The organism is Rhizobium mongolense subsp. loessense, from assembly GCF_900099775.1.
Taxonomy (GTDB): Bacteria; Pseudomonadota; Alphaproteobacteria; order Rhizobiales; family Rhizobiaceae; genus Rhizobium; species Rhizobium loessense.
The window spans coordinates 80,548-105,411 of sequence record NZ_FMTM01000015.1; the positions used below are offsets into that span (position 1 = coordinate 80,548).

Sequence of the window (24,864 nt, forward strand, 5' to 3'; positions counted from 1 at the left end):
CATCGCCTGGCGGCACATAGATTTTGCCCTGGTCGAGGGAAAGAATCGTCAACGTCGAAATCATCCGCTTGCTCCTCTCGCGCTGGATCGCACGGTCAGGAGCAGCCTCGATCAACAAGGTGCTTCAAGTCCTGAATCGACGCCGAAAAATTCCGAAATCTTCCAAATCCATTCAGCCCTCCACAAGTCCCGCCTTCCGCAGCCCTTCCAGGAGGGCGGCGATCCTCGTCGGGTCCTTGGCGGGCTGTCCGGCTTTGATGCGCGCGATCGTGACCTCCGGGGCGACATGCCTGAGCTCGCGGAGATAGCGTTGCGCCTCCTCCTCGCGGCCGAGATGCGCATTCGCCGCGATAAGTACCCAAAGGGTCGGGTCGAAGTTCGGATTGCTTGCGAGCGCGCGTGCGGCCCAGACGATCGCCTCGGAGTAGTCGCCGCGAATCATGTGCACATCCGCAATCCCGCAGAGTGAAAAGTGCGCCCCTCGATCACCGGGGCTCAGGCGGTTCGCCCGGTGAAAATAGGTGAGCGCCTCCTCGAGGCTGCCGCAATGAAGATGCGCGAGTCCCGCCCTGACCACGACCATAAGATTATTCGGGTTGGCTTTCGCCGCGGATTGCAGGACGGCCACAGCCCAGTCGTAGTCCTTTGCGGTCTGCAGCAACGCGACACCGCAATGCGCCATCACGATCGCGTCGCCCGCCGCGTGTTCGAGGCCGCGGCGCGCGAGTGCCGCACATTCCTGGACGTCATCTGACACGAGCGATGGCCAGCCCATCGTGTGCCGGTGTTCGAGCGCCCAGGCGGCATGGGCAAGCAGCAGGGCATTGTTTGGCTCCGCTTCGAGCCCTTGCTTGAGGAGCGCATAGGCCTCTGCATTGTCTTTCTCGCATTCCGTTGAGATTTTAGCCAGTGCTTGGAGATAAATGTCGTAAGCGGCAATGCTTCCTGGCCGTTCCCGGCGCGATCGCTCGATTTCGGCCGCCTGGATGTGGGGTTCAATCAGCGTAGCGACACTCTCCGTGATCCGGTCTTGGAAGTCGAATATATCGTCGAGTTCGCCGTCGAACGTCTGGGCCCACAAATGCGTGCCACTGCCGCCGTCGAGGAGTTGCGTAGCAATCCTCAGTCGGTTCCCCAACCGTCTTACGCTGCCCTCGAGGATATAGGTGACGCCGAGTTCCTTCGCGACCACCCGCACATCCGGGGAACTCTCCTTGTAAGCAAATGAGAAATGGCGGGAGACCACCGCGAAGCTCTTGAAGCGGCTGAGCGCCGTGATGACATCGTTGACCGCGCCGTCCGCGAAATAATTCTGGTTTGGATCGCCGGAGACATTGGCAAAGGGCAGAACCGCGAGCGTGGGCTTGGCTGGAAACACGATATCTGCTTCTCCCGCAGTGCCACCCGCGCCGACAAAGCGATAGCCGATGCGCGGTATGGTCGTGATCCAATCCCGTCCGTCTGGAGCCGTGCCGAGCGCCTTGCGCAGGGCCGCGATCTGTACGGTGAGATTGCTTTCCTCAACAATCGTGTCCGGCCACGCTCGTCCCATCAGGTGCGTCTTGGAAACCACACCTCCTTGAGCCTCAAGTAACGTTTCGAGAAGCGCGAGGCCGCGCTGGCCAAGAGCGACGGACTTGCCGCTCCGCCGCAGCAAGCCGCGGCCGGGTTCGAGTACAAAGTCGCCGAAGGTATGAAATGGCTCGACCATAGCGAGAATATACTCGATAGCTCACCGCCCCGGAATCGGATGGCGCTCCAGCGAGTGCCGAGGAGCCTGCCCCCTTATTCGGCAGCCGCTAGAAAGAAGCTATTTTGTGAGGAAGCGGCTAGATCATGAACCCTGGCTTCAGTCTTGGCGATCAGCTGGTAGAATTCGTCCTGTGCTTCAACGTCCAGCTGGATAACAGCGTTGACATCGTCTGGCGTGTCACAGACGCAGGCGACTGCAGAGATAGGACACACGCCGCCTGGGTAACGTTTGCCAGTGCCGGTATAGGCGCGGCGACCCCAACGTTCCGAATAAACAGTCTCTTCACGGTCGAGGTGCAGAATGGTCCCCTTGCACGCGGTGACGATGGCGGCCTTGCCGTAGGCGAACCAGTGGTAGTTCAACTTCCGCAGTATATATTTGCCTGTGATGTCCTCGCCCGCAAGCTCTGCCGGGTCATTAATGATTCTGATCATGGTGGCTACCTCTTATCGTTCGCTAATATCCGACAGGACCGTTAGGACGACAAGATAGAAAAACGTAGCATTCGGAGTAACTTAGTCACAAAGTGTTTCCGATTCTTACACTTCTTCGAGCACCCATAGGTGGCTGGCGGAGTTTGGGAAACGCATGTTGGCCTCCGCCAAAACAAGATGCACATCTCAAGGCTGTTCAATGGCGAGCTGTATCCAGATCGATCTATCCGGAAACGTCCAAGGAATATTGCTTGAGCCTGACCGGCGGACAGAATGGGGAATCCTTGTTCTCGCCGGATCGAGCGGGCGTGTCGATGTTCCACGTGCTTCGCTCTTCGCGAGCATCGGCGTCACATCGCTTGCGCTGCGCTGGTTCGGCGGCAAAGGCCAAGCTCCAGGAATCTGTGAAGTCCCGCTGGAGACGTTCGTCCAGGCAATCGACGTACTTGAGAAACGCGGCTGCAAGCAGATCGCCATAGCCGGAACATCAAAAGGGGCGGAAGCTGCTCTGCTTGTCGCTGCTCGCGATGAGCGCGTCGATGCAGTCTTTGCCATGAGCCCAACGTCCGTTGTCTGGGGAAACATCGGAGCGGGCAGCAACGGCATTGCCTGGCCGGAGCGCTCATCGTGGACGTGGAAGAGCGAGCCCCTGCCCTTCGTACCCACCGATCCCTCATGGACAAAGGAATACGCGAACGGGCTGGTTTCCTATCGAAGCTTGTTCGAGCACTGTCTTCAACGCTTCTCCAAATCGATTCCGGCTGCCACCATTCCTGTCGAACAAAGCCGGGCCAATATCGTTCTGATCGCTGGCGGCAGTGACGCCCTGTGGCCGTCCGAGAGCTTTGCGAGATCAATTCTTCATCGCCGACAAATGTTCGCGAAAGAAGCCGAGCTGATTTGCGTTCCAGAGGCTGGTCATCGTATCCTCCTTCCAGCGGAAACAACGCCAAGATCGTCACTGCATGCTCACGGGGGGCAGCGATGAAGCTGATGCGCGATTGGGGAGGGCTGCTTCGGTTGCCTTTGCGAATATATTGGGCAGGCTCGCATAACCATCGTTCGATGCGTGCTGGTCTCCTGCGCATCTCGCCAGTTCCTGGAGCGGTCTACAGGAAAACTGACCGCAGGGAGGCAGCGGATCTCAAAGGTTTCGATTGTGCCAAAGTGCCTGCGAAGGCGTCCCTGCTGGTCAGCGCAGCCGGTCTGCGGTCTCGCCAAGAGTGTCCGCCACATAGGCTCCGCGTGATCCCATCGGCAATGGTGCGCCCGTAGTGGTGTCCTTCGCCGTCTGGTGTTCCAGCTCCGCATTCAGCTCGCCTCCCACGATCAGGATGACGATCGACAGCCAAATCCAGACCAGGAAGCCGATCAGCGCACCGAGGGTGCCGTAGGTCGCGTTGTAGTTGGCGAAGTGGTTGAGGTAGAAGGAAAATCCGACCGACATCGCAAACCATGAAAAGGTCACGAGAAAGGCACCCCACGTCATCCATCGGAGTTTGGCGGGCTCGCGGCTCGGACCGAAGCGGTATGCGGCGGTGGTCGCTGCCGCCGCGATCAAAAGCAACAGCGGCCACCTCAGAAGCAGGGCCATGTGTTCCTTGAATAGGTCGAGCCAAAGATAGGAAAGCACCAAAGGCATCACCGCGACCAGCCCTATCATTGTGGCGGCAGAGAACATCGCGCCGAACGTGAAGCACAGCCCTACGAGGTTAAGCTTGATCAGTCCCCGCTTTTCCTTTTCTTCATAGGCCACGTTCATTGCATCGAAGATCGCCAGCGTCCCGCTATGGGTGCTCCAGAGGGCGATGGCAAGGCCAACGAAGAAAGTGATGCCAAGCGTCGAGTTGCGGCTCTCGGCGAGGCTCTTGATGCGATCGGCGATGAGATCGAAAGCGCCCGGCGGAAGCAGTCCTGAAAGCTCCCGGAGATGGTCAGCCATGGTGGCCGGATCCGCAATCAGCCCGTAAAGCGCGACGAGTGCCGACAGCGAGGGGAACAGAGCCAACAAGAGGTAGAACGTCACTCCGGCTGCGATGAGTGTCACACGATCATCGATGACTTCGTGGGCCACCCGCCAAAAGACATCGCGCAGGCCCTTCACAGGTATCGCCTCGGGAACGCTTGCGTCCCTTCCTCGCCCGGCCTCGAGCTCAGTCTCCACTGAACTGGCTGGCGTGTCTCCATGCGTGCCCTTCAGTGCGACGAGTACGCCGCCCGCCACGACAAGCAGTGCGGCGACGCTCGACAGCTTAATGTGGGGACGACTGAGCATAGGTAATTCCATTTCAGCAGGGAGTGCATTTGGCCATCCCATCGGGATCGCGGTTCCCCTTGCTCACCCTCAGATTTTTCCGCCTCCTCGACCATCCGAGCTTGGAAGCATCACGAACGTCGGACGCGACTGAAACAGCCCTGCTAGAGACGTCGAATAAAACCTTCGGCCTTGATCCATCATCGAGTACAGCTGGGCCGCAACCGTGGTTATCTCCGCGTCGGCGGCATCGCCAGGATGTTCGTGTTTCGGTTTCAGTTTGCAGCATTTGGCGAACGGCGCCTGCCGCATCTCATGAACCATCAATTGAAAGGTTTGTTCCTCACCGGTGATATGGTTCGTGAAACCTCGCGCCTGCGACCCTCTTTGTGTCGGCGTAAAGAATGGCAGCCATCAAGGAGGTAGCGACCTGACGGCACCAGAGGCGCCAGAATGAGCACAGCAGCGCGCGTCCTTCGGGCGCGTCGCGCTCCTACTGCAGGGTCACGTGAGCCGGATACGCACGAGCCATCTCCGGACGTTGCTCGAACGTCCGGCGGAGCAACCGCGCTGCGTCGTCCATGATGAAGACGAGGTCCGTAAGGCGTTCGAGCTCCGTGTGAATTCGATATGCCTCGACGTCGTCGAGACTTCCACTTCCGATCAACCTTCTCGCCTTTTCGACCAAGCGTTCTGTCCGGTCGACGATGTCGAGGCTGCTGCGTATAATGACTTCGAGCATACGTGTCCTCTCGCTTGCATGACGAAGCGTGAGGGAGAATCGATCAACAGGCAATCCCTATGTGTGACTAAAGACGGTCGCGGATACGGTCGTAAAGATCGCGAACTTCGTCGAGCGCCCGGTCGTAGCGTGAGCGAGGCGTCGATGATCGAAGACCGGCGATCGCAAAGGCAAAAGCACCGGCGACTGCCGCCGCGACCAGGAGTGATGAAACAGGATAGAGCTTAACCGTTGCTTCAGTCTGACGTGCGGCTTGTCTTGCGCCACCCTTTAGGGATTGTGCGGCGTCGGAAATCTGCTGCCGCAACGCCTCTATCTGCTTGCGCAGGGCGCTTATTTCTTCGCGAGGATCATAGTCCGGCTGAGGGGGAATGCCTACCGCGGCCGTGTTGGTGTCGACAATCGCCTTGGGGACGGGCTCGCCGATCTTGGCACCTTTGGCAACCAAGGGCGCGGTGTCGGTTCGTTTGCGAGGCGGCATGGGCGGTCTCCATGATATGATCTTTCCACGTTAACTGGAGCAGCCGGTCCTGCGTTCAAGCGCACTGGCCCGTGGACCTCGCAGTCGGATTGCTACTGCCTGGCCAGTCCACTCCCTGACGAGTGGCCTCTGACAGCTCACTTATGCGTGGACTTAAGAACGCGACTGACGCTATCTGAACGCCACTTCCACGTGTTGCCGGTCCTGGGCAATCACCTGACAACCCGTTTCGAAACCTTCCCCCTTAATAGCCAGAACGAACTCGGGAGGAATACCGGCCGAGCTTGAAACAGAAAGCCCGGCACTATCGCTACCGAGGGACTTGATGGTGCAGTCGATGGTTGAACGTCGATCGTTAAATATAATGGAACCGGCCTTCAGTACCCGACGACGGTTGCCCATCGTCTGATCCGTTTGAATGGAACTCCACGAAACGCAACGATTTCGTCCTTTGTGCTTGGCCTGATACATCGCGGCGTCCGCCTGGGCCAGAAGTGTCTCGATGTCTTTGCTAGCGATCGAGAGTGCCGAGACTCCCAAGCTGGCTGTCGCGCTCAGCGTGCCGTAGTCGCCGCGGATTTCCTTCGAAGAGATCGCCGTCCTCAGTTTTTCCGCCACTGCAAGTGCACCTTCCCGGTCGATATGGGGAAGGATAATGGCGAACTCTTCGCCCCCGAGGCGGCCGAACAAATCGCCGGCCCTCAGTGCTGCCCTGCACGTAGACGCGACCGTCTTGAGAACCTCGTCACCGACAGCATGACCATAGGTGTCGTTGACCCGCTTGAAATGATCGATGTCGAAGACGACACAGGAAAGACTGTGCTGGTGTCGCAAGGCCAGGGAGATGAATTGCTCGGCTTCCTGCTTGAAGGCGCGCCGCGTTAGGGCTTCGGTCAGGCTGTCGGTTGCTGCCGATTGCAGTAACTCGATTCGATCCATGGCGGCACCCGCAAGCTCGGTGAGGATCGCCAGGTCTCTGTTGGCGAATGATCTTGGCCTGCGATCTATCGCACACACCGTGCCAATTGCGTGTCCGTCATTCGTTTTCAACGGGACGCCTGCATAAAAACGGATGTGGGTCTCGCCCGTCACCGCCGGATGCTTTGAAAACCGCAGATCCTTGGTGGCATCCTCCACGACGATTGGTTCTTCGCAGTCCACGACGTAGCGGCAGAACGTGTCGTCGCGCGGCACCTCATCGGTTGAAAGGCCCGAGCAGGCCTTATACCATTGACGATGTGCATCGATCACCGAGACGATCCCGATATCGATCGCGAAGATTTCCTTGATCAGCCGCACCACCCGATCGAAGCCTTCGTCTCTTGGCGTGTCGAGCAGGTCGAAGCGTTCCAGTGCAGCCAGGCGGGCTGCTTCCCGCTGGGCGCCCTGTGCAGATGACTTCCCGAATGGTCTTGCCCCTGCCACTTACGCGTCTCTCCTCAAAGGTCCATGGGTCGATGATCGATTCGAAAAATTAACAAAGGAATTCGGCGATAGCGAAAAGTTAACGTTTCAGGGATTCGGAGAGACGCAGTTGCAAGAACCGAACGGAAACGGGTGGGAGGATCGTGAAACTCAGCGGTTGAACAGGTCCTGCCACTGCTTCTCGCCGATCATGCAGTCGGTAGCCGGTATGTCGCCGGCAATTTTTTGGATCACCGCCGACGGGGTAAGGCCACTGATCTCCATGACCAGCTTACGGCGCACAGCAACGGCAAAATCCTCGATCTTGCGCACCGGCAGCACGAAGGATCCGGGGCCGCCGATTACGCAATCCGCATAATATTTGTCGAGCCCGCTCGGAGCCTCGGCAGGTCTCAGCATAATTGCGAGACCGTTGATGACGATGCCCGCCCTTAACGCCTTGTCCCGGGTAGACATGACCGGATCGCCTGAATTGTTTGGCCCGTCCCCGGAAACATCGATCACCTTTCTCATGCCCTCATAGGGGCTGGAGACTATCATTGCGGCGCCTTGGGCTATCGCAGCGGAGATCGATGTACGACGCTGCGTGCCGATCGGTCGCGCTTCCAGCCTATCGGCGAAGTCGATCGCATCCTGCTGCGTCTCGATTACCTGCCACTCGATCACGGAATCGGGCACAACATAGCCTGCCCATTCAAAATAGCTGATGACGATGCGGCCGGTGAGACCGCCCTTCACCGCGTCGATGAATTCCCTGTGCTTGAGCGCTTCGATATAGCCCTCACGCTGGATGCGAACTTCCTCATAATCCATGGACCGTGAGGTATCGACCGCAAGGACAAGCTCGACATCGACCTCGCCTTCCGAAGCTTGCGCCACTGTCGAGGCGAGACCGGAGAGGCTGATGAGAACCGCGAGCGTCGTAAACATCGTCAACCAATCACTGCGTTATTCACGTAAAGGACTGTACCACAGCTTGGTCCGAGAATGATCCTCGACTGCCTGCGTCCCTTCAACTTTCAGTGAGAGAGGAAATCTGGCTCTGTCGCCGCCATCCGACGCGTGATCAGTCCCGATCTAGACGACCGGGATCGAAACGAACCGCCGGGTCGGCGGGTGTACAGCGGCATTGATTGCACGAATCTGCGGCTGAACACGAAAATGGTTGCGATCATGGCAATCCATTTTCAGGGCGCCCTGCCATGCTTGCCTGCGACAGATATTCCGCTAGTTGGGTTCAAATGGATGTCCAGGAGAATGCAGTTCCCATCGGTTCGTTGGATACGTCCAAACAGGTTCCGCTTCACGTGCAGGACCCAGCTGCCATGGCGGAAGTTGAACGGCTTCTCACACGCCGTACACGTGACATCCGTCTCAAAGGCGAGCTTCGTCGCCTGTTTCGGGAGCGCTCCTGGTCGCGAACAGCCAAGATCGTTCGCGCCTGGATGATATGGGTAGCTTTGTTGGACGTGCTGACGCTGTCGCTCAACATGTTGATGCTGCCAAGAGCCGTCACCCTGCCGATGCTCCCGCCGAGCAGCATCCTCCCGGCAGTCGCTATGGCCGTGGCCGTTGCATGGCAAAGGCCGCGCGCGCCCTGGCTCCAAGGGCTCTCGCTGATTGCCGGCATGTTCCTCATTCTCTTGTCGATCGCATTGGTGGGCGTGAGCGCGGGTGGCGAGTTCTACGAGCGGCACTTGAACATCATGCTGTTCGTGGCGATTACAGCCATCATCATCTTTGGCATACCATTGGCTTGGACGGTGACGATCGCCGTTTTGGCGCTCGGCCTTTATCTCGTTTTTCAGTTGCTGAACCCGGGTCTTGAAATCGGGAGCGCCGTGGCTGCGACGCTGTTTTTTGCCAGTGGTATCATTGCAACGGTCGTTGCCAGACGGACCATGACGATTCTTGCCCAGAAGACGTTCCTTCTTGAGCTTCGAGACCGCAGTCGTGTCGCAGAACTGGCCGACGCAAATGGCAGACTTGAGCACCTCGCAAGAACCGATCCCCTAGCCGGGATTGCAAACCGGCGCTGGATGATGGAAACACTCGATCGCCTCTGGGGCGGCGGCACCAAATGCCCTGCAGGCGCAGCCATGCTGATGTGCGATATCGATGAGTTCAAGAACCTGAATGATCGTCTCGGCCATGCCGAGGGCGATCGCTGTCTCGTCGAGGTTGCCGATATTATCCAGGACTGCGTGAGGCGCGATCGGGACCATGTGGCGCGCTACGGTGGCGAAGAGTTCCTTGTTCTGCTTCCAGGGGTGGACGCGCGCGGAGCCATCGCCGTGGCTGAACAGATTCGCAAGAGCGTCGAAGCCGGCACCTTCCCCAATCCTGGATCGCGCGTCTCCCGTTACGTCACCCTGAGCATTGGAGTGGCGGTACAGGCTTCAGCCGCAGAGACGGTATCGCCCGAGCAGCTTCAGCGTCAGGCCGATGCGGCGCTTTACCTCGCGAAACAGGCCGGTCGCAATCGCGTGGTGCTCCACGGACCGGTTTCATCGAGCATTTAAGCTCGCCTGTCCCGACACGGAATGGCGTCTCGGTCATTTGCTCAATCATGGTCTCGTCTTCGCCGGTCGCGCTGGTTTAGAAGACAGCCTCGGCCGCTCCACCAGGAACCGAGCCCGATACCGCGTGTCGGGACTAAGCCGCCGCTGTCGCGGCGTCACGGAATGAAACGAGTTTCTGGCGTCGGTCATCCCATAGCACAAGCCCGACGCATTGCAGGCTTTGCCAAAGTGTAATGCGCCCGATTCCGGCAAGTTGCGGATGATCGCGCAGCACTTCGGGCAGCCTGTAATAGGGTATGCGGCTCGACAGGTGATGGACGTGGTGGATGCCGATGTTGCCGGTCATCCATCGCAGCACCAGCGGCAAGTCGTAATGGGACGCACCGTGAAGGGCAGCTTTCGGAAACCGCCAGTCGTCGCCCGTTGACCAGTGCGTATCCTCGAACTGATGCTGGACGTAGAAGAGCCATATGCCCGCCGCACCCGACACCAGCACGATCGGCAGGTGGATCAGCAGGAACGGCCAGACCCCCACAATCCACATCATCAACCCTGCGAGTGTGACGACAGCAAGGTTTGTGCCCATCGTCGATACCCAGGGAAGTGCTCCGGAATTCATCATTCCGATTGGCAGGCGCTGCTTGAAGAGGAAGAGCCAGGCCGGGCCGATGCCGAACATCACGAGTGGGTGCCGGTAGAGGCGATAGCCAAGCCGTCTCATGGGCGAAAGGGCACGGTATTCTGCAACCGTAAGCGTCGTGATGTCGCCAACACCCCGCTCGTCAAGATTGCCAGCCGATGCATGATGGGCGGCGTGCGCACGGCGCCAATAATCGTAAGGGGTCAGCGTAAGCACGCCAATGACACGCCCTGTCCAATCATCGATGCCGCGACGGGCGAAGAACGAGCCATGGCCGCAGTCGTGCTGGATCATAAACAGGCGCAGCAGGAAGGCTGCAGCCGGAATGACTGCGGCCAGCCCGTACCAGAATCCGTAAGCGAGGGAAAAATAGGCGACAGCCCAGCACCCTGCGAACGGGATGACGGTGACAATCAGCTCGAAGGCGCTGCGACGAACCCGCGGCTGACGGTATTTCGCCAGGGTTTTCAACCAAGCTGCGACATTGTCTTCAGCAACAGAGACAGGTGTATAGACATTTGCATTCATCAAAAGCAGTTCCTGTTCGCGCATCTTGCACCATCTGTGCGCGCATGACCTGATTGCGCCCATAAACGCAGTGGTTGGCGCGTCAGGCTTGACGAGCCTTGCGTGCGGCATAACGGCGATCGCGTTCGGCCTTGCGTGCGGCTTCGGCGGCAGCGGCGCGTGAAACCTGATCGGCAATTTCTGCCTGACGAGATTCGGCTTCTGCCTTTTCCTCGGCCGCTGCGTCGGCAAGAATTCGCCGGTTTTGTGCCGCCTTCAATGCTTCCCGTTCGGCACGACGTAGCTCACGGGCCTGGGTCACCGCATCACGCGCGGCAAGCCGCTCCTGCATGGCGGGATCGGCCGATTTCGGGGACGAGGCAAACTTCGCCAGAAGCTCTCGTTTTGCCTCAGCCGCAGCATTGCGGCGCTCGGTGAAGCCGTTGTCGGTGGGTCGTCTCAACAGATATTCCTTTGGATCTCGTAAGGTAGCATGTGTGGAATGAAGAAGGCCGGTGGCGCGCTGGTATCGTGCACTCCTGAAGGAGCCTCAGAACGGAAAGAGGCCAGACGCGAGCCTGGCCCCTTGAAGCTTCGTGCCGCCGCACCCGTACATCCGCGGCAAAAGCTCAGGCGGCCTTGAGCTGGCTGGCGGACATCTTGCCCGACTTGCTGTCGCGCTCGAGCTCGAAACCGAGCTTCTGGCCTTCGACGATCGAATTCATCCCTGCGCGTTCGACAGCCGAAATATGAACGAACACATCGGCGCTGCCGTCATCAGGCTGGATGAAACCGAAACCTTTGGTGGAGTTGAACCATTTAACCGTGCCGGTCGTCATAACGAACCCTTTCCTAGCAACATTGTTCACCGCTGGGCGATGCACAGCGGGTTTTCGACTTTTGAGAGAGGGAAGTTCGTCACGAAGCGCGAGGCGCAGCAAAAACAAATATCGGCAAACAAAGTATCGATGGTGCGAGTATAGACGCTTTGATCGTCACGTCAACTTCTTGTTTTGGCGCCTAAAGGTGATGCTACTGTAGATAGAATACTCGCGCCAGGCAGGTTGAGGGATCATACGCGATTCAGTTCTTCCTCCTGGGCAGAGGATATGCATCGGCCTCGTAAAACTTCTGCATCTGCACGCCATCGAAGCGGGCTTCCTCAACTTCCAGAACGGAACCGCGAAGCATCGAGGCGGGCATGTCCTCGATCGCAAAGCGGAGTGCTTCAGCGGCCGAATCAAACCTTTTGTATCGAAGGTGGCTCGTTCTCCTTACCGTCTTGCAGGGATAAAGTCCTGCAGCAGCACTATAATCAAACGGCGCCATGCGTGGGCTCCTTACGGGCAAACAGCGTCACGAGGTTGACGCTCCTTGTGCGATTTTCGAGCCGCTGCTGCCTTTCAACGGGCCTGCGTTCTCTCATTCTGAGGATCTGCCTGGCGCGTATGTCCTGCAGCTTGGCAGCATTCGAACCTTCTGGCGCAGCGCGCCGGAACAGGCTCTCCGCCGTGTGGCGGGTCGTGTCTATCATAAAGGTATCCTAAAACGTGGATGCGCGAGGCAGTAGCTTTCAGCGCAGTTAGCTTCCGCCAGAGCGGAATTCGAGACGTTCGCAGTTCTCGGTGAGCCAAGCAGCCGGCCGAGCCGGCGAGATCAGGAACCCGAAAGTGTGAAAACGTAACAATGACATGGTGACGCGGGCCGCCCCTTTCAAGGCGCCGCCAGAGCGTATCTTCGCAACAAGCACCTCCAGCGCCAACCACCACGGCACCAATACACGAAGGCAGTCATTCGGGCTTTCGCGACCGGCGTCGTTTTCGCACCCTCTGCAGACTTGGTTCGTCCCCGGCTCCCACTTCTCCCGTCGAGGGCTTTGCCTCTTCTTCGGTCGCCGCAGGATCCGGACGGTTAGATAGTCCTCGATCGCGACGGGACTGTTCCCGCTCTTTCAGCACTGCGAGATACCGCTCGCGAGCTTGTGGCATGGTCAATTCACCCGTGACCCAGCATTCGATCAAGGCATGAAAGGCTGGATCGGCATCAATTTCGAGACCGAGCCTGCGCGCACGCCCAAATGCTTTTTTAACAGCCATCCGACGGCTTTCGATGCTCATGAAGAACTCCCGTTCGTATGGAGCCAACCACGCCACGATCCTCTTATAGCGGGCTATGTGTCGACTCATTAGTCCGGGCTAGCCGCAACGGGGTTGGTAGATGACCGCACCTAGTCCCGACGATATCTGATGCAGGCGGGATTTTTCGTGCAAGTCTGCCGCCGCCAGCGATACGATCGCCTTGCGTCGCTGCGGCTCGAGCACGCCGTCATGCGGCGTGCTCCCCAAGTGAGACGCTAGCATCAAAGTGGGTGGGAAGCGCGATCTCCGTAGGTCGTTGGTACCGGCAGGCGATCTCAGAAGAAAGGGACTTCGACAAACTGGACGGATCGAAGTTGCCACTTGTCATCGCATGAGCGTTCTTCCAATGTATTTGAACGAGTTTCCAAAGATGAGGATCGGAAAATGCCGACGGGGACAGTTAAGTTCTTCAACCAAACCAAGGGCTTTGGCTTCATCCAGCCCGATGATGGCTCAACCGACACGTTCGTTCATATCTCCGCCGTCCAGCGGTCGGGTCTTACCAACTTGAGCGAAGGCCAGAAGATCAGCTACGAGATCGTCCAGGATCGCCGGTCAGGCAAATCGTCCGCCGAGAACCTGAAGGTGCTGTAGATAAAGGAAGATAGGTACCCCCAAAAAAGTTTTGGCTCGAACGGTGCCCCAGCATCGCCTGCGACCGAAGCAAGGCGCGCATGCCAAAGCATCGCCGGATCGTATTGCTTCTTCACTGGCGGTTCTTTTCTTCCTCTGCGTCCGACCAGATGAATCTCGACCGGCGCAAGCTCTGCGACGGCTCGCGCAAGACTCGCATCAAAGGAACTGGTCCTGCTTCACCGCCTTTAGAACGAGTACACCAGCATATTCTATCACCTATGAGAACCTTCTCGAGGCCATCAGGGCATCGGCACCGCAACGACGAATGAGCTAACACTTTCGCCCTCCAGGGATGACTGGGACCCTCCACGTCAACAATCGCCCGTCCAGGAGAAGCGCTTGGGACTGGCTGCACGGAAAGCGCAGCAGGGCGGCCAGCGACCTTGAGCGACCTGTTCTAACCGCCTAGCGCGGCGCGTCGTTTTCATCGATAGCCCCACTTGCATACACCTTGCGAGCGACGGCGGCCAAAATCAGCAGTGTAACCGAGGCCAGGGCGCAGCAGGCAGCAAAACCGAGCGCGAAGCCGCGTTTCGCCGTCTCGAGCCAAGGAAGCTCCGCCGATTCACCCAATGTCCTTGCGATCTCCACCGCTCCGGCGAGCGTCGCGGAGATCGCCACGACCTGTGCCTCGTTGAAACCGCTTAAGTTCACTTGGTCCATCGTCATGCGATAGACCAGCGTTCCAAGACTGCCGAGTAAGGCGATACCGAGCGCGCCGCCGAATTCCGCACTGGTTTCCGAAATGGCAGAGGCCGATCCAGCGCGTTCGGGCGGCGCGGTGGAGACGATCAGCCCCGTCGTCGTGAGGATAACCGGCACGAAGCCGAGTCCAATAAGCATGCTTGCCATCAGGATTCCAATGAGACTTTCAGCGTATGCCGCAGCCGCCATGGCAGTTGTTCCGACCGCATTGACGATGAGACCCCCGATCACGGTACTGACTGGACCAAACCGGTTGGTGAAGCGATAGGCCTGAAAAGACATAACGGTAAAGACCAGCGCCGATGGCACCGACCACAACGCCGCTCCCAGCGGCGAAAGCCCGAGCACCAGCTGCAGAAACAGGTTCTGGAACAGGAAAATACCGAAGACGAAAAATACACCGGCGAGATTGACCATCAGCGAAGCCGTGAAGGACGGAACACCAAAGAGACCAAGATCGATCAAGGGGTGAACAAGACGCTTCTGGCGGCGCACGAACACGACGCCGACCAAAAAGCCAACAATGATTGGGAGCAGTTGGCCCGGTTTGAAACCATCGGCGGCCATATGTTTGAAGCCGTAGATGATCGGCAGAACGGTTGCAAGGGACAACAAGACACTCGGAAGATCGATTTTGCCGCCCTCGTCATTTCTGTACTCCGGCAGGAGAAAGGGAGCTGCGATCAGCAAGGCCACCATGGCAGGAATATTGATCAGGAAGACCGATCCCCAATGGAAATACTGCAGCAACGCGCCTCCTAAGAGCGGGCCAACGAGGCCACCAAGGGCGAAAGCCGTACCCCATATACTGATTGCCCGGTTGCGCTCGGCCTCGTCCTGGAAAAGGTTAACCACAAGTGACAATGTGGAAGGAGCGATCGTGGCACCGGCGACACCAAGCAGAGCACGTGCAATGATCAATTGTTGAGGGGTGCTGGCTGCCGCCGCAAGCGAGGACGCGACGGCGAAGGCGAAAGCACCGATGAGCAGCACCCGCCTTCGTCCTACCCGATCTCCAAGTGTGCCCATGGTCACCAAAAATCCCGAAACCATGAAGCCGTAGATATCGTTTATCCAGAGCAGTTCCGATGCGGATGGATCGAGATCTGAGACAATCGCCGGCATCGCGAGAAACAGGACGGACAAATCCATCGAATAGATAAGGCAGGCGATCGACAGAACATAGAGGCCGATCCATTCGCGGCTGCCGGCGGTGGGCTGGGGTTTTTCTGCAAGATGTTCCTGCACAGGCTGCCTCCCGAGTTTGAGTTTGCAAATCTCGCCTCCCCTCGAGATTTTGGCAACCAGCGCCAACCGCCCATAAGTCTACCGAACCGCAAGAATCGTCCCGCCAAAACCGGCGCGCAGCGTTAGCCAGGCTTTCAACGGCTATTGGCTTGACGGGCCTCACCCCAGAAATGCTGACGTCGCGCAGGACCGACGGAGGACTGGACAAGACAATGCCGACGGCTGTGGTGCTTCGCCCTCATCTCCCGACGGTGACGTTCGCCATCAACTCCGGGAGGTCATTCAGGCGTAGTACTCCGATCACAACCTTGCCCCCCCAAAGGCCGCAAGGCCAAGGCCATTCTCTCACCTGGTTCCAAAACTGCCATCGCTCCGAATAGCCCCGCCAGATATTTCTCGCGGTCTCGATGTCATGGGGAACGGCAGTCGCGGCTAATGTCTCGTTCATAGGCACGTTCACCGTGAATGTGAGCAGCAAACCAGAGCGCGGGCGCCTTGCGCGACCGATTTGTTGGGCGCGTGCACGTGGGAGGCCTCGCTAATGCATCGAATGCATGTCTTCCTGGCGCAACTGGTCGATGGCATCCAGCGCCTCCTCGGCAGACCAGCCGGCACGAAGCGCGGCCGCGATCAGACGCACTTCAGCTTCCTGCTCAAGCTTCAGATAGAGCCCCTCAAGAGCTTCTCTTGCAGTGACGACATGTTCGTCGTGGGGCACGACATGGGGAATTCTTTCAAGCTGTGGCATGTTGATCTCCGCTATTTGCCGCTCCTCTTGAAGCCTTGCCCGTCCGGCGGCACGTTGGCGTTCGTTCCTTTTCGTTGCGAAGGGCGGCATCTCCTTGAGGGCGAGCTTGACGCCCGAGCCATTGTTCGCGCGTCAAAAATGATCCTTCGAAGGGCATTGCCGTCTTCTTCACTTCGATGCCCTCAACCGTCAGCTAGGGCGTGGGCTGATGGGGTCAACTGAAAATGTTAGCGGGGTAACAGCTTCGGATGACCGGACAGGCGGCGCGTCACAGCCGACCGGCGGTGGCTCGCTGCCTTCGAATGGCGCTGAGCAGATCATTGTTCAACGCGTTAAACTGCTCGGTCCAAGTCAGGGCGCATCGATATCGCAAAGGACCATGCCTGCGGCGAAGGCTAAGCGAATACGACCGACAATCATGCGCAATCAAGGGCCGAATCCTTCCTGCCCTTAGGAAGAGAGCGTTGCGTGTTCGTAGAGTTGGTCCATGCTTAAAGTCGCGATTTCGGCAAACGGGGTCTGGTTCCTGACGCGGCCGCCATCAAGGATGACGACGTCGTCGCAAAATGAGATCGTGCTGCGGTGATGGCTGATGACGATCGTCGCACGACGACCAGCTCTTGATTTCAAGGTCTCGACGATCGCTGCTTCAGACAATCCGTCCATGGCGTTCGTGGCCTCGTCCAGGATGAGGATTTCCGGATCGCGCACGAGGGCCCTCGCCAGCGCGATCCGCTGCCGTTGACCAGCCGAAAGGCTGGCTCCCCTGTAGCCGACGATCGTCTCATATCCGTCAGGAAGCTTCTCGATGAATTCATGCGCCTCGGCAAGCTTGGCTGCGCTCTCTGCCTCGGCCAACGAGGCGTTGTGACCATAGGTAATATTCTGGAGAATAGTGCCGTCAATCAGCTCAAGGTCCTGGCTGGCGAGCGCAATTTGCCTTCGCCACAGGACGGGATCAATTTGGTTAAGAGGAGTGCCATCGGCCAGAATGTCTCCTTCATCGGGCTCCACAAATCGACACAGAAGGTTGACAATCGTCGTTTTTCCAGCACCCGACCGTCCGATAATGGCCGTCGAACGACCTTGGCGAATTTCGAAAGTCGCGGCGCGCAGCACGACGGGTCGCGAGCCAGACCCCGGATATTTGAAAGTCACGCGATCAAATTTGATCCGCTGAACCGGCGCATGAAGCTGGCCGTCGCCTGCAGGCGGCGGCGGCTTGTCAGACGAATCCAGAAGCCATCTGACCTCTTCCAAAGAGCCGCTCCAGCTCTGCACCTGGCTCCATGCCATTTGCAGTGAACGGACGTGTGGCTGCAGCCGATAAAGGAGGACCACGAAGGCCACGATAATCGGAAAGCTCACTCCCCAAAGCCAGGCGCCGACGACGACTGCTAGAAACAGACCCGAATGAAGCGTTTCGGTCAGCGGCGGCAATGCAGCCTGGCGGGATTGGAGGACGAAACCCGCTTTTCGTACGGCATCTGAAGCGAAACCAAAGACTGCTTTTTCTCGCTGCTCCTGTCCGAATGCACGAATCAGCCGTCCGGCATGGACGAGATGAAGCATTCTGGCGGCAAGCTCACCGTTGAACGAAGTGACATTGCGGCTCGGGGCTTTCAGGCTGGCTGACAAGATCGCATGAATGACCTGGATCAGAACAAGCCCCAATGCAACACACAGCGTCATCTGCCATGAAAGAAGCAGCAAAAAGGCGAGCAAAATGACGACGGCCGAGGCGGACACGATCGAAGCGAGCATCGTTTGTATCGCATCCGAAGCCCGCCAGGATTCGTTGGAGATGATATTGAGCAGTCGCCCGGGGCTTTGCTGGAGAAAAAACGAGTATCCGATCGTCAAAAGCTGCCCCGCAAGAGAGCTGCGAATCGCATGGCCGGCTTTGCCGTAGATGAAATTGGCAAGCACGGCGTTGGCGAACGCCAGCACATTCTTCAGCGTGATCAATCCAAGGATGGCAGCAGCGATCGCGATCAGCCTTGCGCGGTCATCCAGGCCAGCGCCCACTTGCTGGAAGACGGCCGAGAACCCGGCCATTCCCGAGGGATCCTTCTCGCCGGCAATGATGCCGAGCATGGGAATAATAAGGCCAATGCCCGTGCCTTCAAGAACAGCGCTGCTGAGCCCAAGCACGACGACAACCGCAATGAGGCCGCTCTTTTTGCCCAGCGCCTGACGCAATAGCCGAAAGCTCGACAAAATGAATTCTAGCATGGTGGTTGTGCCCTCAGCAGACAAGTTATCTGGTCGATCGGGTTTACCTGTGAAAGCTCCCGTCGTGCGAAGGGGACGGGAGGTGCAGGCACGGCAGCACCCCCCGCCACTATGCGAGCCCCTGAAGCGGCGGGACCATTTTGACCGGCACCGACTGGCAGTAACGCGCCAGCGCATCCGCGCGCCGGGTGGCCCCGTCTGAAAAGCGGCACAACCACGGGGCATGAACGGCGGAGCGAAGTCCATATCGCTCCCGCCGTCGAATGACCTGCCACTTTCCGGTTCGGGTGAGAAACTCGTGGGTTAGTTCGGGACGCTGCTCATCGGCAATGAGCTGATAGAGGAAATAGAAGAAACACAAGGCTCCGTCCGCATAGCTGGAGGACACCGGCGCGGCTTGCTTGGCAATTTTTCTTTCCAGCGTGAGAATGCAATCTGCCACACGGCGTACCGTGTCCAGCGTGACGGCTGTGCCGATGTCATGAAGAGCGTCGGGGTCATCGTTAAGAGATTGCCGCTCGAGGTTCTCTGCAACGATCTTCAGATGGGTTCGACGCATTTGGTACTTATGTCTGCTCGTGACACTGTCGGAGTGAATACGATAGGCGACCAGGCTATCATCGATCATTGCCGCGGGAAACTCTCGTGCGATTCGCCTGAAAAGATCGAAATCCTCCGCATGCACATAACCGGCGTCATATACCAGCATGTCTTCAGGAACGACCCTTCGGTTAAACATCACGGTCGAGTGCAAGAAGATCGTAAAGAACAGCGACAGTATGTGCCAATCCCCGGACTGATAGATCGGATTTGGCTTGCCGCGCACCACGCGATTACCGAGAAGCTGATCGATGCCCGTTCCACTGATGGCGAGCTGGGGCTGCTGGGCAAAAAGTGCCACCTGGCGTGAAAAGCGGGATGGATAGGAAATGTCGTCTGCATCCATCCTGGCGATCAGATCGCCCCTTGCCAAGGCGATGCCCTCATTCAAGGTCGCAACGAGCCCGCGATTCTCCCGCGAAACGATGCGCACGCGATCGTCGACTTTTCGATACTGTTGGAGAATACTCAACGATCGATCGGTCGAGCCGTCGTCAAGTGCAATCACTTCAAAGCGCCCGTAGTCCTGGCGCAGAATGCTTTCCAGCGCTGCAGCAACGTAAGGTTCGCCGTTATAGACAGGCAGCACAACAGAGATCAATGGAACAGGCATCATTCAGCTCGCATGTTCATCGGAAATGCCGCGGTTGGCATAGCTGCGGCGATAGGCTGAAGCATCATACTCCCGTCCCCCGGCCTCACTTTGCTTGATAGATGACGGAAGGTGGGCGAAGCTTTTGGAGCGGACGTAGGGAAAGTAGCGTTTGAGCTGGTTGAGCGGTCTTTCGAAAGCCAGCCAAGAGATTGAAGCGACCATCAAGGTGGCTGTTGTTCCAATCACAAAACGTGAAGGACCCTGTTCTGAGACATTCACCGGAATCCAGGGTTGAGCCTTGACGATCAGCGAAAGGACAATTGGATGGAAAAGATAAACGCCGTAGCTTATGCGCCCGACGGCGACAATCGGCGAGAGCTCCAACAGGCGGCCGAAGGCGCCTCGCAGGCCTGATGAACAACATCCAACCAGCAATACGAATGGTACGAGGGGAGAAAGCTCGCGACCGATCCATGCCAGCCATTCAAGCGCCGGCGGCATGGCGGCTGATTTCAGCCAGAGAAAAATGACGGCGACGACAGTTAAGGGAACCCAGCTTAACCGTATCCATTGTGGCCAGACATCGGTTCTGCTTCGATGGACTGCGAGGAGCGCGCCTGCGACGAGCGCATCCATCGACGCTGGAGGAAGAAGATCACGCGCGAGAGACGGTGTACCTGTCAGTGGCCAGTAGAAACGATACCCCAGCGAAAATGTGATGACGGCGATGCAAATCGGTACGATCAACCGGCGCGGCGCGAACAGGATGATCAGCGGCCAAGCGATGTAAAACTGCTCCTCGATGCTTAGGCTCCAAGTGTGGCACAACACCCACGGCGTCCATTCATCACGAAGAGCATACCAGAAATTCGAGAGATAGAGCGCGTGCCATTTGATGCTGCCCCGAGCGCCTTCAAGATCGACAAGCCAGACGAAGCCCAGGACTGCGAAGTACGGGGGAAATATCCGAAGTGCGCGGCGAAGATAGAACGATTTCAGCGCATTGCCTGGCTCATATTGGACCGCCGAGCGTGCTTCTAACAGAAGCCGTGTTATCAAGAAGCCGCTGAGTACAAAGAACAGTCGGACGCCCAGATGACCCAGAACCGATCCTTCAGCTGCCAAGAAATGGTCGTACAGCACCATTGAAATGGCAAACGTCCGAAGACCATCCAGTTGTCGATCGCGTGCATGAAACATCTATCCCCCTCAGTCTGGTGGGCCCCTCGTCGCCGAAGCAACGCCCGGCTGCACGCCTGCAGCCTGCTGCTATTGTTCCGTTCCCGATGAGGCGGATCGAAGTATCAAAGCGCTTCCTAAAAATTCGGGGGAATCGGGCCAAACTGTGACGCTGACGCCATATCAGACTTTAGTCCGATATGGCTCCGTAGTGCCTGCCTCGACTTCAACTGTGTTCTGCGCACCCATTCCCTCGGGCAAACAAGCCGGTGCGACGCTACCTGCAAGGAAGTCGACGAAACCGGTCGCCGCTATGCTGTGGCCGCCATTGCGCCCGTCAATTAGGAGCTTCAAGGATTTCACGCGGGTGGCCGCGTCATGCTTCTCGCCGAGAGCGGACGGTCCGTCCCAGCATGTTCCACTCCTGCCTGGAAGGGCGGCAGTTTCGAGAGGGTGACGAAGCCAATCGGCCGGCGACAGGACAGGTTCCGGAACATCTGGTGGTCGCTTGCCAAGGAGGACGATTTGCATCGCATCTGCGAGCGCCTGTACCACATCCATTCATCATGGTGCGATTGTCAGGGCCAGAAAGCGGCTTTCGCCCTTAAATTCCTCGGTCGCGCACACGCATAAACAGCTCTCGGCGCGGTGAGCGGAATTGCAGACTTCGTCATTTAAGTTTCACGGAAGTTAACGCTGACTGTCACATTGGACTGCTAGCTGAAGCAGCGAACGAACCATGGCCACTTAAGGCGCCAGCGGTCATCTTTATCCGTGCAAGGAGCATTTACGATGAGACTTACTGTTCTTCAATCAGCTCTGGCGTCCCTCCTGGCCGCCACCGCATTTGGTGCTGGTCCGGCCCATGCAGAGAAGACCAAATTCGAATTCTGGTACGGCTTGTCGGGCGATCTCGGGGAGCGCGTGCAAGATGCCTGCAAAAAGTTCAACGACATGCAGGCTGACTATGAAATCGTCTGCACTTCGCAGAACAGCTATGACACGACGCTTCAGAATACGATTGCCGCCTATCGTGCCAAGAAGCAGCCGGCGATCACCCAGATCTACGACGCCGGAACGCTCGACATGATGCTGTCCGGAGCGTTCGTACCGGCCAAGAAACTGATGGCCGACAACGGCTACACGATCGACTGGACCAACTATTTCAGCGGCATCGCCAATTATTACGCGACAGCTGCAGGGGAGTTGAACTCCTTTCCGTTCAACTCTTCAACGGCCATGTTCTATTACAATGTCGACGCTTTCCAGAAGGCCGGCATCGACTTCAAGCCGGAAACCTGGGAAGAGGTCGAGGAAGCCGCCCGCAAGCTGAAGGCGGCGGGTTTCGATTGCCCGCTCGGCTTTAACTTCGATACATGGGCGATGATGGAGCAATTTTCCGCCATCCACAACCAGCCGATCGCAACACAGGGCAACGGCTACCAGGGCCTGGACGCCGAACTGGTCTTCAACAAGACCAAATTCGTCGACCATGTGAAATTCTTCAAGAAAATGGTCGACGAGAAGCTGTTCGTCGTCAAAACGAAACAGCTCGGGATGGACATCGTCCCGGCGTTCACCTCGCAGACATGCCAGATGATTCAGACCTCGATCGCTGACCATGGTACGATTGGCAAGACGCTGCCGGAAGGCGTCAAGTGGGAGGTTGCGATGCTGCCGGTCTGGAAAGGCACGCAACGACAGAACTCGCTGGTCGGCGGCGCCTCGCTATGGGTCATGGCCGGCCGTCCGGAAGGCGAGTACAAGGGCGCAGCCGCTTTCCTGAACTTCCTCGCCACGCCGGAAATGGCGCAATGGTGGTCGACGGTCACTGGCTACATTCCGGTCACCAAGACCGGCTTTGAAGCCATGAAGGCCAATGGCTTCTACGACAAGGCTCCTTACAAGGGCCGCGAGCTCGCGATCGCCAGCCTGACCTACACGCCGACCTCGCAGAATACCCGCGGTATCCGCCTCGGTGGCTTCACCCAGGTCCGCAAGGAGGTCTCTACGGCGCTTGAGGCGATTTTCATGCAAAATGCCGACGTGCAGGCTGAACTCGACCAGGCCGCCGATCGAAGCAACGCCGTGCTGCGCCGATTTGAAAAAACCTATGCCGGTCAGAAGCTGAACTGAGTTTCTCGTCAACAGGAGCCTGCCGGTCGCATATGGCAGGCTCTTGTCCCTGAAGTCCTATTGGTTTGATTGATCCATGGAAAAGCGGGCCGTTTTCAAAAGCTGGTGGCTGCCAATTCTTTTCGCCCTGCCGCAGATTCTTCTGATCCTTCTCTTCTTCTACTGGCCGGCAATTGCGGTGATGAAGTGGGCTTTCACACTTGAGCCTCCCTTTGGCGGGGTAGCGGAATTTGTCGGACTGACGAATTTTGACGAGGTGTTCGCCGATCCATTCTATTGGAACTCCGTCGCCGTCAGCCTCATCTTCGCCCTTTGCGGGACTTGCTTCACCATCCTGGTCGGTCTCGTGCTGGCGATTGCAGTGGATCGGCGGCTGCCCGGTTCTGGCCTATTCCGTTTCCTCTATATCCTACCATATGCAATCGCCGGGCCGGCAGCCGGCATGGCCTTTCGGTTCATTCTGTCGCCAGAACGCGGGCTGATGGCCTCGGTCAATACCGCGTTTCCTGATTTCTGGAACCCGGCAAAATACGGTGCCCACGCACTCATCCTCGTCATCGTCATCTTTGCCTGGAAATGGACCGGCTACACGTTCATCTTCCTGTTGGCCGGCCTGCAATCCGTGCCGCGCTCTCTGACGGAGGCCGCCGCCATGGACGGCGCCGGACCGATGCGCCGCGCGATCGATATCCAGGTTCCGCTGCTGGCGCCGACGCTGTTCTTTCTGCTCGTCATCATGATGACGGAGGGGTTTGTCGGTTCGGACACCTTCGGTATCGTACACAGCACGACCGGCGGCGGACCAAATCACGGCACCGAGGTCATGGTGTTTCGCATCGTGGACGAAGCGTTCAAGGGGCTCAACTACTCTGGCGCTTCCGCGCAGAGCATCGTCCTGATCGGCCTGATCATGGTTTTCACGTTCATCCAATTTCGCTTCATCGAGAAGCGTGTGCACTATAAGTGAGCCCGTCATGATCCAGCGCACGCCGATCGCCGATGGACTGACCTATCTGTTGATGGTTTTGGGCTTTTTCCTGCTGATTGGCCCCTTCCTCGTCATTCTGGCCGGCGCCAGTCAAACGCTGCAACAGATCAACAGCGTGCCGTTCCATTTCCTCCCCCAGGACCGCTTCCTCGAAAACGCCTCCGCTGCCTGGTCGCGCGCCAATCTCGGCTCGGCCATGATCAACAGCTTCATCATGGCCTGTCTCGTCACGGTCGGCAAAGTGGCCCTTTCGGCTTGCACGGCCTTCGCCATCGTGTTCTTCCGCACGCCACTTAAGCATTTTTTCTTCTGGATCGTGTTCATCACGCTGATGCTACCGCTCGAAGTTCGCGTGGTGCCGACCTATGCCGTGGCCGCCGACCTTTTCCAGCCGTTTCGATTACTGATTTCGGCACTGACCGGCATCGAGGTATCGGTCGAATGGAACCTGCTGAATTCCTATGCGGGCCTCACCCTGCCGCTGATTGCCACCGCAACAGGCACATTCCTCTACCGGCAATTCTTCATGACGCTGCCAAATGAGCTCGCCGAAGCCGCCCGCATGGACGGTTCCGGACCGGTGCGCTTTTTCGTCGACATGCTGATACCTCTTTCGCGCACCAACATGCTGGCGCTCACCACGATCATGTTCGTCTACGGCTGGAACCAATATCTTTGGCCGCTGCTGATGATCACAGACCCGGCCTACAAGACGACCATGATGTCGCTGAGCGCGCTGCTCCCTTCGGAAAACAGCCTGCCCGACTGGAATGTCACGCTGGCAGGTTCACTCATCATCATGGCGCCGCCGCTCGTCGTCGTTGCGGTGCTGCAACGCTGGTTCGTCCGTGGACTGGTCGCCACCGAAAAGTGACCTGGCAATTTAAGAAACGAGGTT

The 24,864-nt window shown here is 58.0% G+C and carries 24 protein-coding genes; 6 read left to right on the forward strand and 18 right to left on the reverse strand.

All coding sequences use genetic code 11. The features are described from left to right. Positions 1-172 precede the first annotated feature (172 nt). Positions 173-1,711, reverse strand: coding sequence for a winged helix-turn-helix domain-containing tetratricopeptide repeat protein (locus tag BLP23_RS29580; protein WP_092588280.1), 1,539 nt, complete (start codon positions 1,709-1,711; stop codon positions 173-175). 74 nt (positions 1,712-1,785) lie between these two features. Then, positions 1,786-2,187: a hypothetical protein gene (locus BLP23_RS29585; protein WP_092588281.1), complete on the reverse strand. Its 402-nt coding sequence runs from the start codon at positions 2,185-2,187 to the stop codon at positions 1,786-1,788. A gap of 199 nt (positions 2,188-2,386) precedes the next feature. On the opposite strand from BLP23_RS29585, the gene BLP23_RS29590 reads away from it, so the two are divergent. After that, positions 2,387-3,175 carry an acyl-CoA thioester hydrolase/BAAT C-terminal domain-containing protein gene (locus tag BLP23_RS29590; protein WP_324613842.1) on the forward strand — a complete coding sequence of 263 codons (789 nt, stop codon included), beginning with the start codon at positions 2,387-2,389 and terminating at the stop codon, positions 3,173-3,175. A gap of 204 nt (positions 3,176-3,379) precedes the next feature. On the opposite strand, the gene BLP23_RS29595 is transcribed toward BLP23_RS29590, so the two are convergent. The 5 genes from BLP23_RS29595 to BLP23_RS29620 form a co-directional block, all read right to left on the reverse strand. Further along, on the reverse strand, positions 3,380-4,462 hold the full coding sequence (locus BLP23_RS29595; RefSeq protein ID WP_092588282.1) for a YihY/virulence factor BrkB family protein: 1,083 nt from the start codon (positions 4,460-4,462) through the stop codon (positions 3,380-3,382). Between the two features lie 472 nt (positions 4,463-4,934). Beyond that, on the reverse strand, positions 4,935-5,183 hold the full coding sequence (locus tag BLP23_RS29605; protein WP_092588284.1) for a hypothetical protein: 249 nt from the start codon (positions 5,181-5,183) through the stop codon (positions 4,935-4,937). 67 nt (positions 5,184-5,250) lie between these two features. After that, complete coding sequence (locus BLP23_RS29610) at positions 5,251-5,664, reverse strand: hypothetical protein (RefSeq protein ID WP_092588285.1); 414 nt, start codon at positions 5,662-5,664, stop codon at positions 5,251-5,253. Positions 5,665-5,835: 171 nt separating this feature from the next. Continuing rightward, a complete protein-coding gene (locus BLP23_RS29615; protein ID WP_092588286.1) occupies positions 5,836-7,089 on the reverse strand; it encodes a sensor domain-containing diguanylate cyclase in 1,254 nt (417 codons plus the stop codon). Positions 7,090-7,239: 150 nt separating this feature from the next. Beyond that, positions 7,240-8,019: a DUF1194 domain-containing protein gene (locus BLP23_RS29620; RefSeq protein ID WP_092588287.1), complete on the reverse strand. Its 780-nt coding sequence runs from the start codon at positions 8,017-8,019 to the stop codon at positions 7,240-7,242. A 311-nt stretch (positions 8,020-8,330) separates the two neighbouring features. On the opposite strand from BLP23_RS29620, the gene BLP23_RS29625 reads away from it, so the two are divergent. Then, positions 8,331-9,611 carry a GGDEF domain-containing protein gene (locus BLP23_RS29625; protein WP_167364029.1) on the forward strand — a complete coding sequence of 427 codons (1,281 nt, stop codon included), beginning with the start codon at positions 8,331-8,333 and terminating at the stop codon, positions 9,609-9,611. A gap of 133 nt (positions 9,612-9,744) precedes the next feature. Here BLP23_RS29625 and BLP23_RS29630 read toward each other — a convergent pair whose 3' ends face one another. The 6 genes from BLP23_RS29630 to BLP23_RS33405 all read right to left on the reverse strand — a co-directional run bounded on the left by BLP23_RS29630 (position 9,745) and on the right by BLP23_RS33405 (position 12,875). Next, complete coding sequence (locus tag BLP23_RS29630; RefSeq protein ID WP_092588313.1) at positions 9,745-10,779, reverse strand: fatty acid desaturase; 1,035 nt, start codon at positions 10,777-10,779, stop codon at positions 9,745-9,747. Positions 10,780-10,861: 82 nt separating this feature from the next. Continuing rightward, positions 10,862-11,221, reverse strand: a complete 360-nt coding sequence (locus BLP23_RS29635) for a DUF6481 family protein (RefSeq protein ID WP_092588289.1) — start codon at positions 11,219-11,221, stop codon at positions 10,862-10,864. A 166-nt stretch (positions 11,222-11,387) separates the two neighbouring features. Beyond that, positions 11,388-11,597, reverse strand: coding sequence for a cold-shock protein (locus BLP23_RS29640; protein ID WP_022719019.1), 210 nt, complete (start codon positions 11,595-11,597; stop codon positions 11,388-11,390). A 244-nt stretch (positions 11,598-11,841) separates the two neighbouring features. Continuing rightward, entirely contained in the window at positions 11,842-12,087 is a 246-nt protein-coding gene (locus tag BLP23_RS29645) for a hypothetical protein (protein WP_092588290.1), read from the reverse strand. Beyond that, a complete protein-coding gene (locus BLP23_RS29650; RefSeq protein WP_092588291.1) occupies positions 12,074-12,292 on the reverse strand; it encodes a hypothetical protein in 219 nt (72 codons plus the stop codon). The genes BLP23_RS29645 and BLP23_RS29650 overlap by 14 nt, the downstream gene beginning before the upstream one ends. Positions 12,293-12,548: 256 nt before the next feature. After that, positions 12,549-12,875 (reverse strand): hypothetical protein, encoded by a 327-nt coding sequence (locus tag BLP23_RS33405; protein ID WP_139187136.1) that lies wholly within the window; start codon positions 12,873-12,875, stop codon positions 12,549-12,551. A 405-nt stretch (positions 12,876-13,280) separates the two neighbouring features. Between BLP23_RS33405 and BLP23_RS29655 the strand changes: the two genes are divergently transcribed. Then, on the forward strand, positions 13,281-13,490 hold the full coding sequence (locus BLP23_RS29655) for a cold-shock protein (RefSeq protein WP_092588292.1): 210 nt from the start codon (positions 13,281-13,283) through the stop codon (positions 13,488-13,490). A gap of 447 nt (positions 13,491-13,937) precedes the next feature. Here BLP23_RS29655 and BLP23_RS29660 read toward each other — a convergent pair whose 3' ends face one another. The 5 genes from BLP23_RS29660 to BLP23_RS29685 all read right to left on the reverse strand — a co-directional run bounded on the left by BLP23_RS29660 (position 13,938) and on the right by BLP23_RS29685 (position 20,863). Beyond that, positions 13,938-15,485: an MFS transporter gene (locus tag BLP23_RS29660; protein WP_267890117.1), complete on the reverse strand. Its 1,548-nt coding sequence runs from the start codon at positions 15,483-15,485 to the stop codon at positions 13,938-13,940. A gap of 538 nt (positions 15,486-16,023) precedes the next feature. Then, positions 16,024-16,233 carry a hypothetical protein gene (locus tag BLP23_RS29670; RefSeq protein ID WP_040115276.1) on the reverse strand — a complete coding sequence of 70 codons (210 nt, stop codon included), beginning with the start codon at positions 16,231-16,233 and terminating at the stop codon, positions 16,024-16,026. A 450-nt stretch (positions 16,234-16,683) separates the two neighbouring features. Further along, positions 16,684-18,468 (reverse strand): ABC transporter ATP-binding protein, encoded by a 1,785-nt coding sequence (locus tag BLP23_RS29675; RefSeq protein ID WP_092588294.1) that lies wholly within the window; start codon positions 18,466-18,468, stop codon positions 16,684-16,686. 109 nt (positions 18,469-18,577) lie between these two features. Continuing rightward, complete coding sequence (locus BLP23_RS29680) at positions 18,578-19,681, reverse strand: glycosyltransferase family 2 protein (protein WP_092588315.1); 1,104 nt, start codon at positions 19,679-19,681, stop codon at positions 18,578-18,580. A 3-nt stretch (positions 19,682-19,684) separates the two neighbouring features. Further along, positions 19,685-20,863, reverse strand: a complete 1,179-nt coding sequence (locus BLP23_RS29685; RefSeq protein ID WP_092588295.1) for an acyltransferase family protein — start codon at positions 20,861-20,863, stop codon at positions 19,685-19,687. A gap of 771 nt (positions 20,864-21,634) precedes the next feature. On the opposite strand from BLP23_RS29685, the gene BLP23_RS29695 reads away from it, so the two are divergent. The 3 genes from BLP23_RS29695 (at position 21,635) to BLP23_RS29705 (ending at position 24,840) form a co-directional block, all read left to right on the forward strand. Further along, positions 21,635-22,978: an extracellular solute-binding protein gene (locus BLP23_RS29695; protein WP_092588297.1), complete on the forward strand. Its 1,344-nt coding sequence runs from the start codon at positions 21,635-21,637 to the stop codon at positions 22,976-22,978. Between the two features lie 76 nt (positions 22,979-23,054). Next, a complete protein-coding gene (locus tag BLP23_RS29700; RefSeq protein ID WP_092588298.1) occupies positions 23,055-23,945 on the forward strand; it encodes a carbohydrate ABC transporter permease in 891 nt (296 codons plus the stop codon). A gap of 7 nt (positions 23,946-23,952) precedes the next feature. After that, positions 23,953-24,840: an ABC transporter permease subunit gene (locus tag BLP23_RS29705; RefSeq protein ID WP_092588299.1), complete on the forward strand. Its 888-nt coding sequence runs from the start codon at positions 23,953-23,955 to the stop codon at positions 24,838-24,840. Positions 24,841-24,864 lie beyond the last annotated feature (24 nt).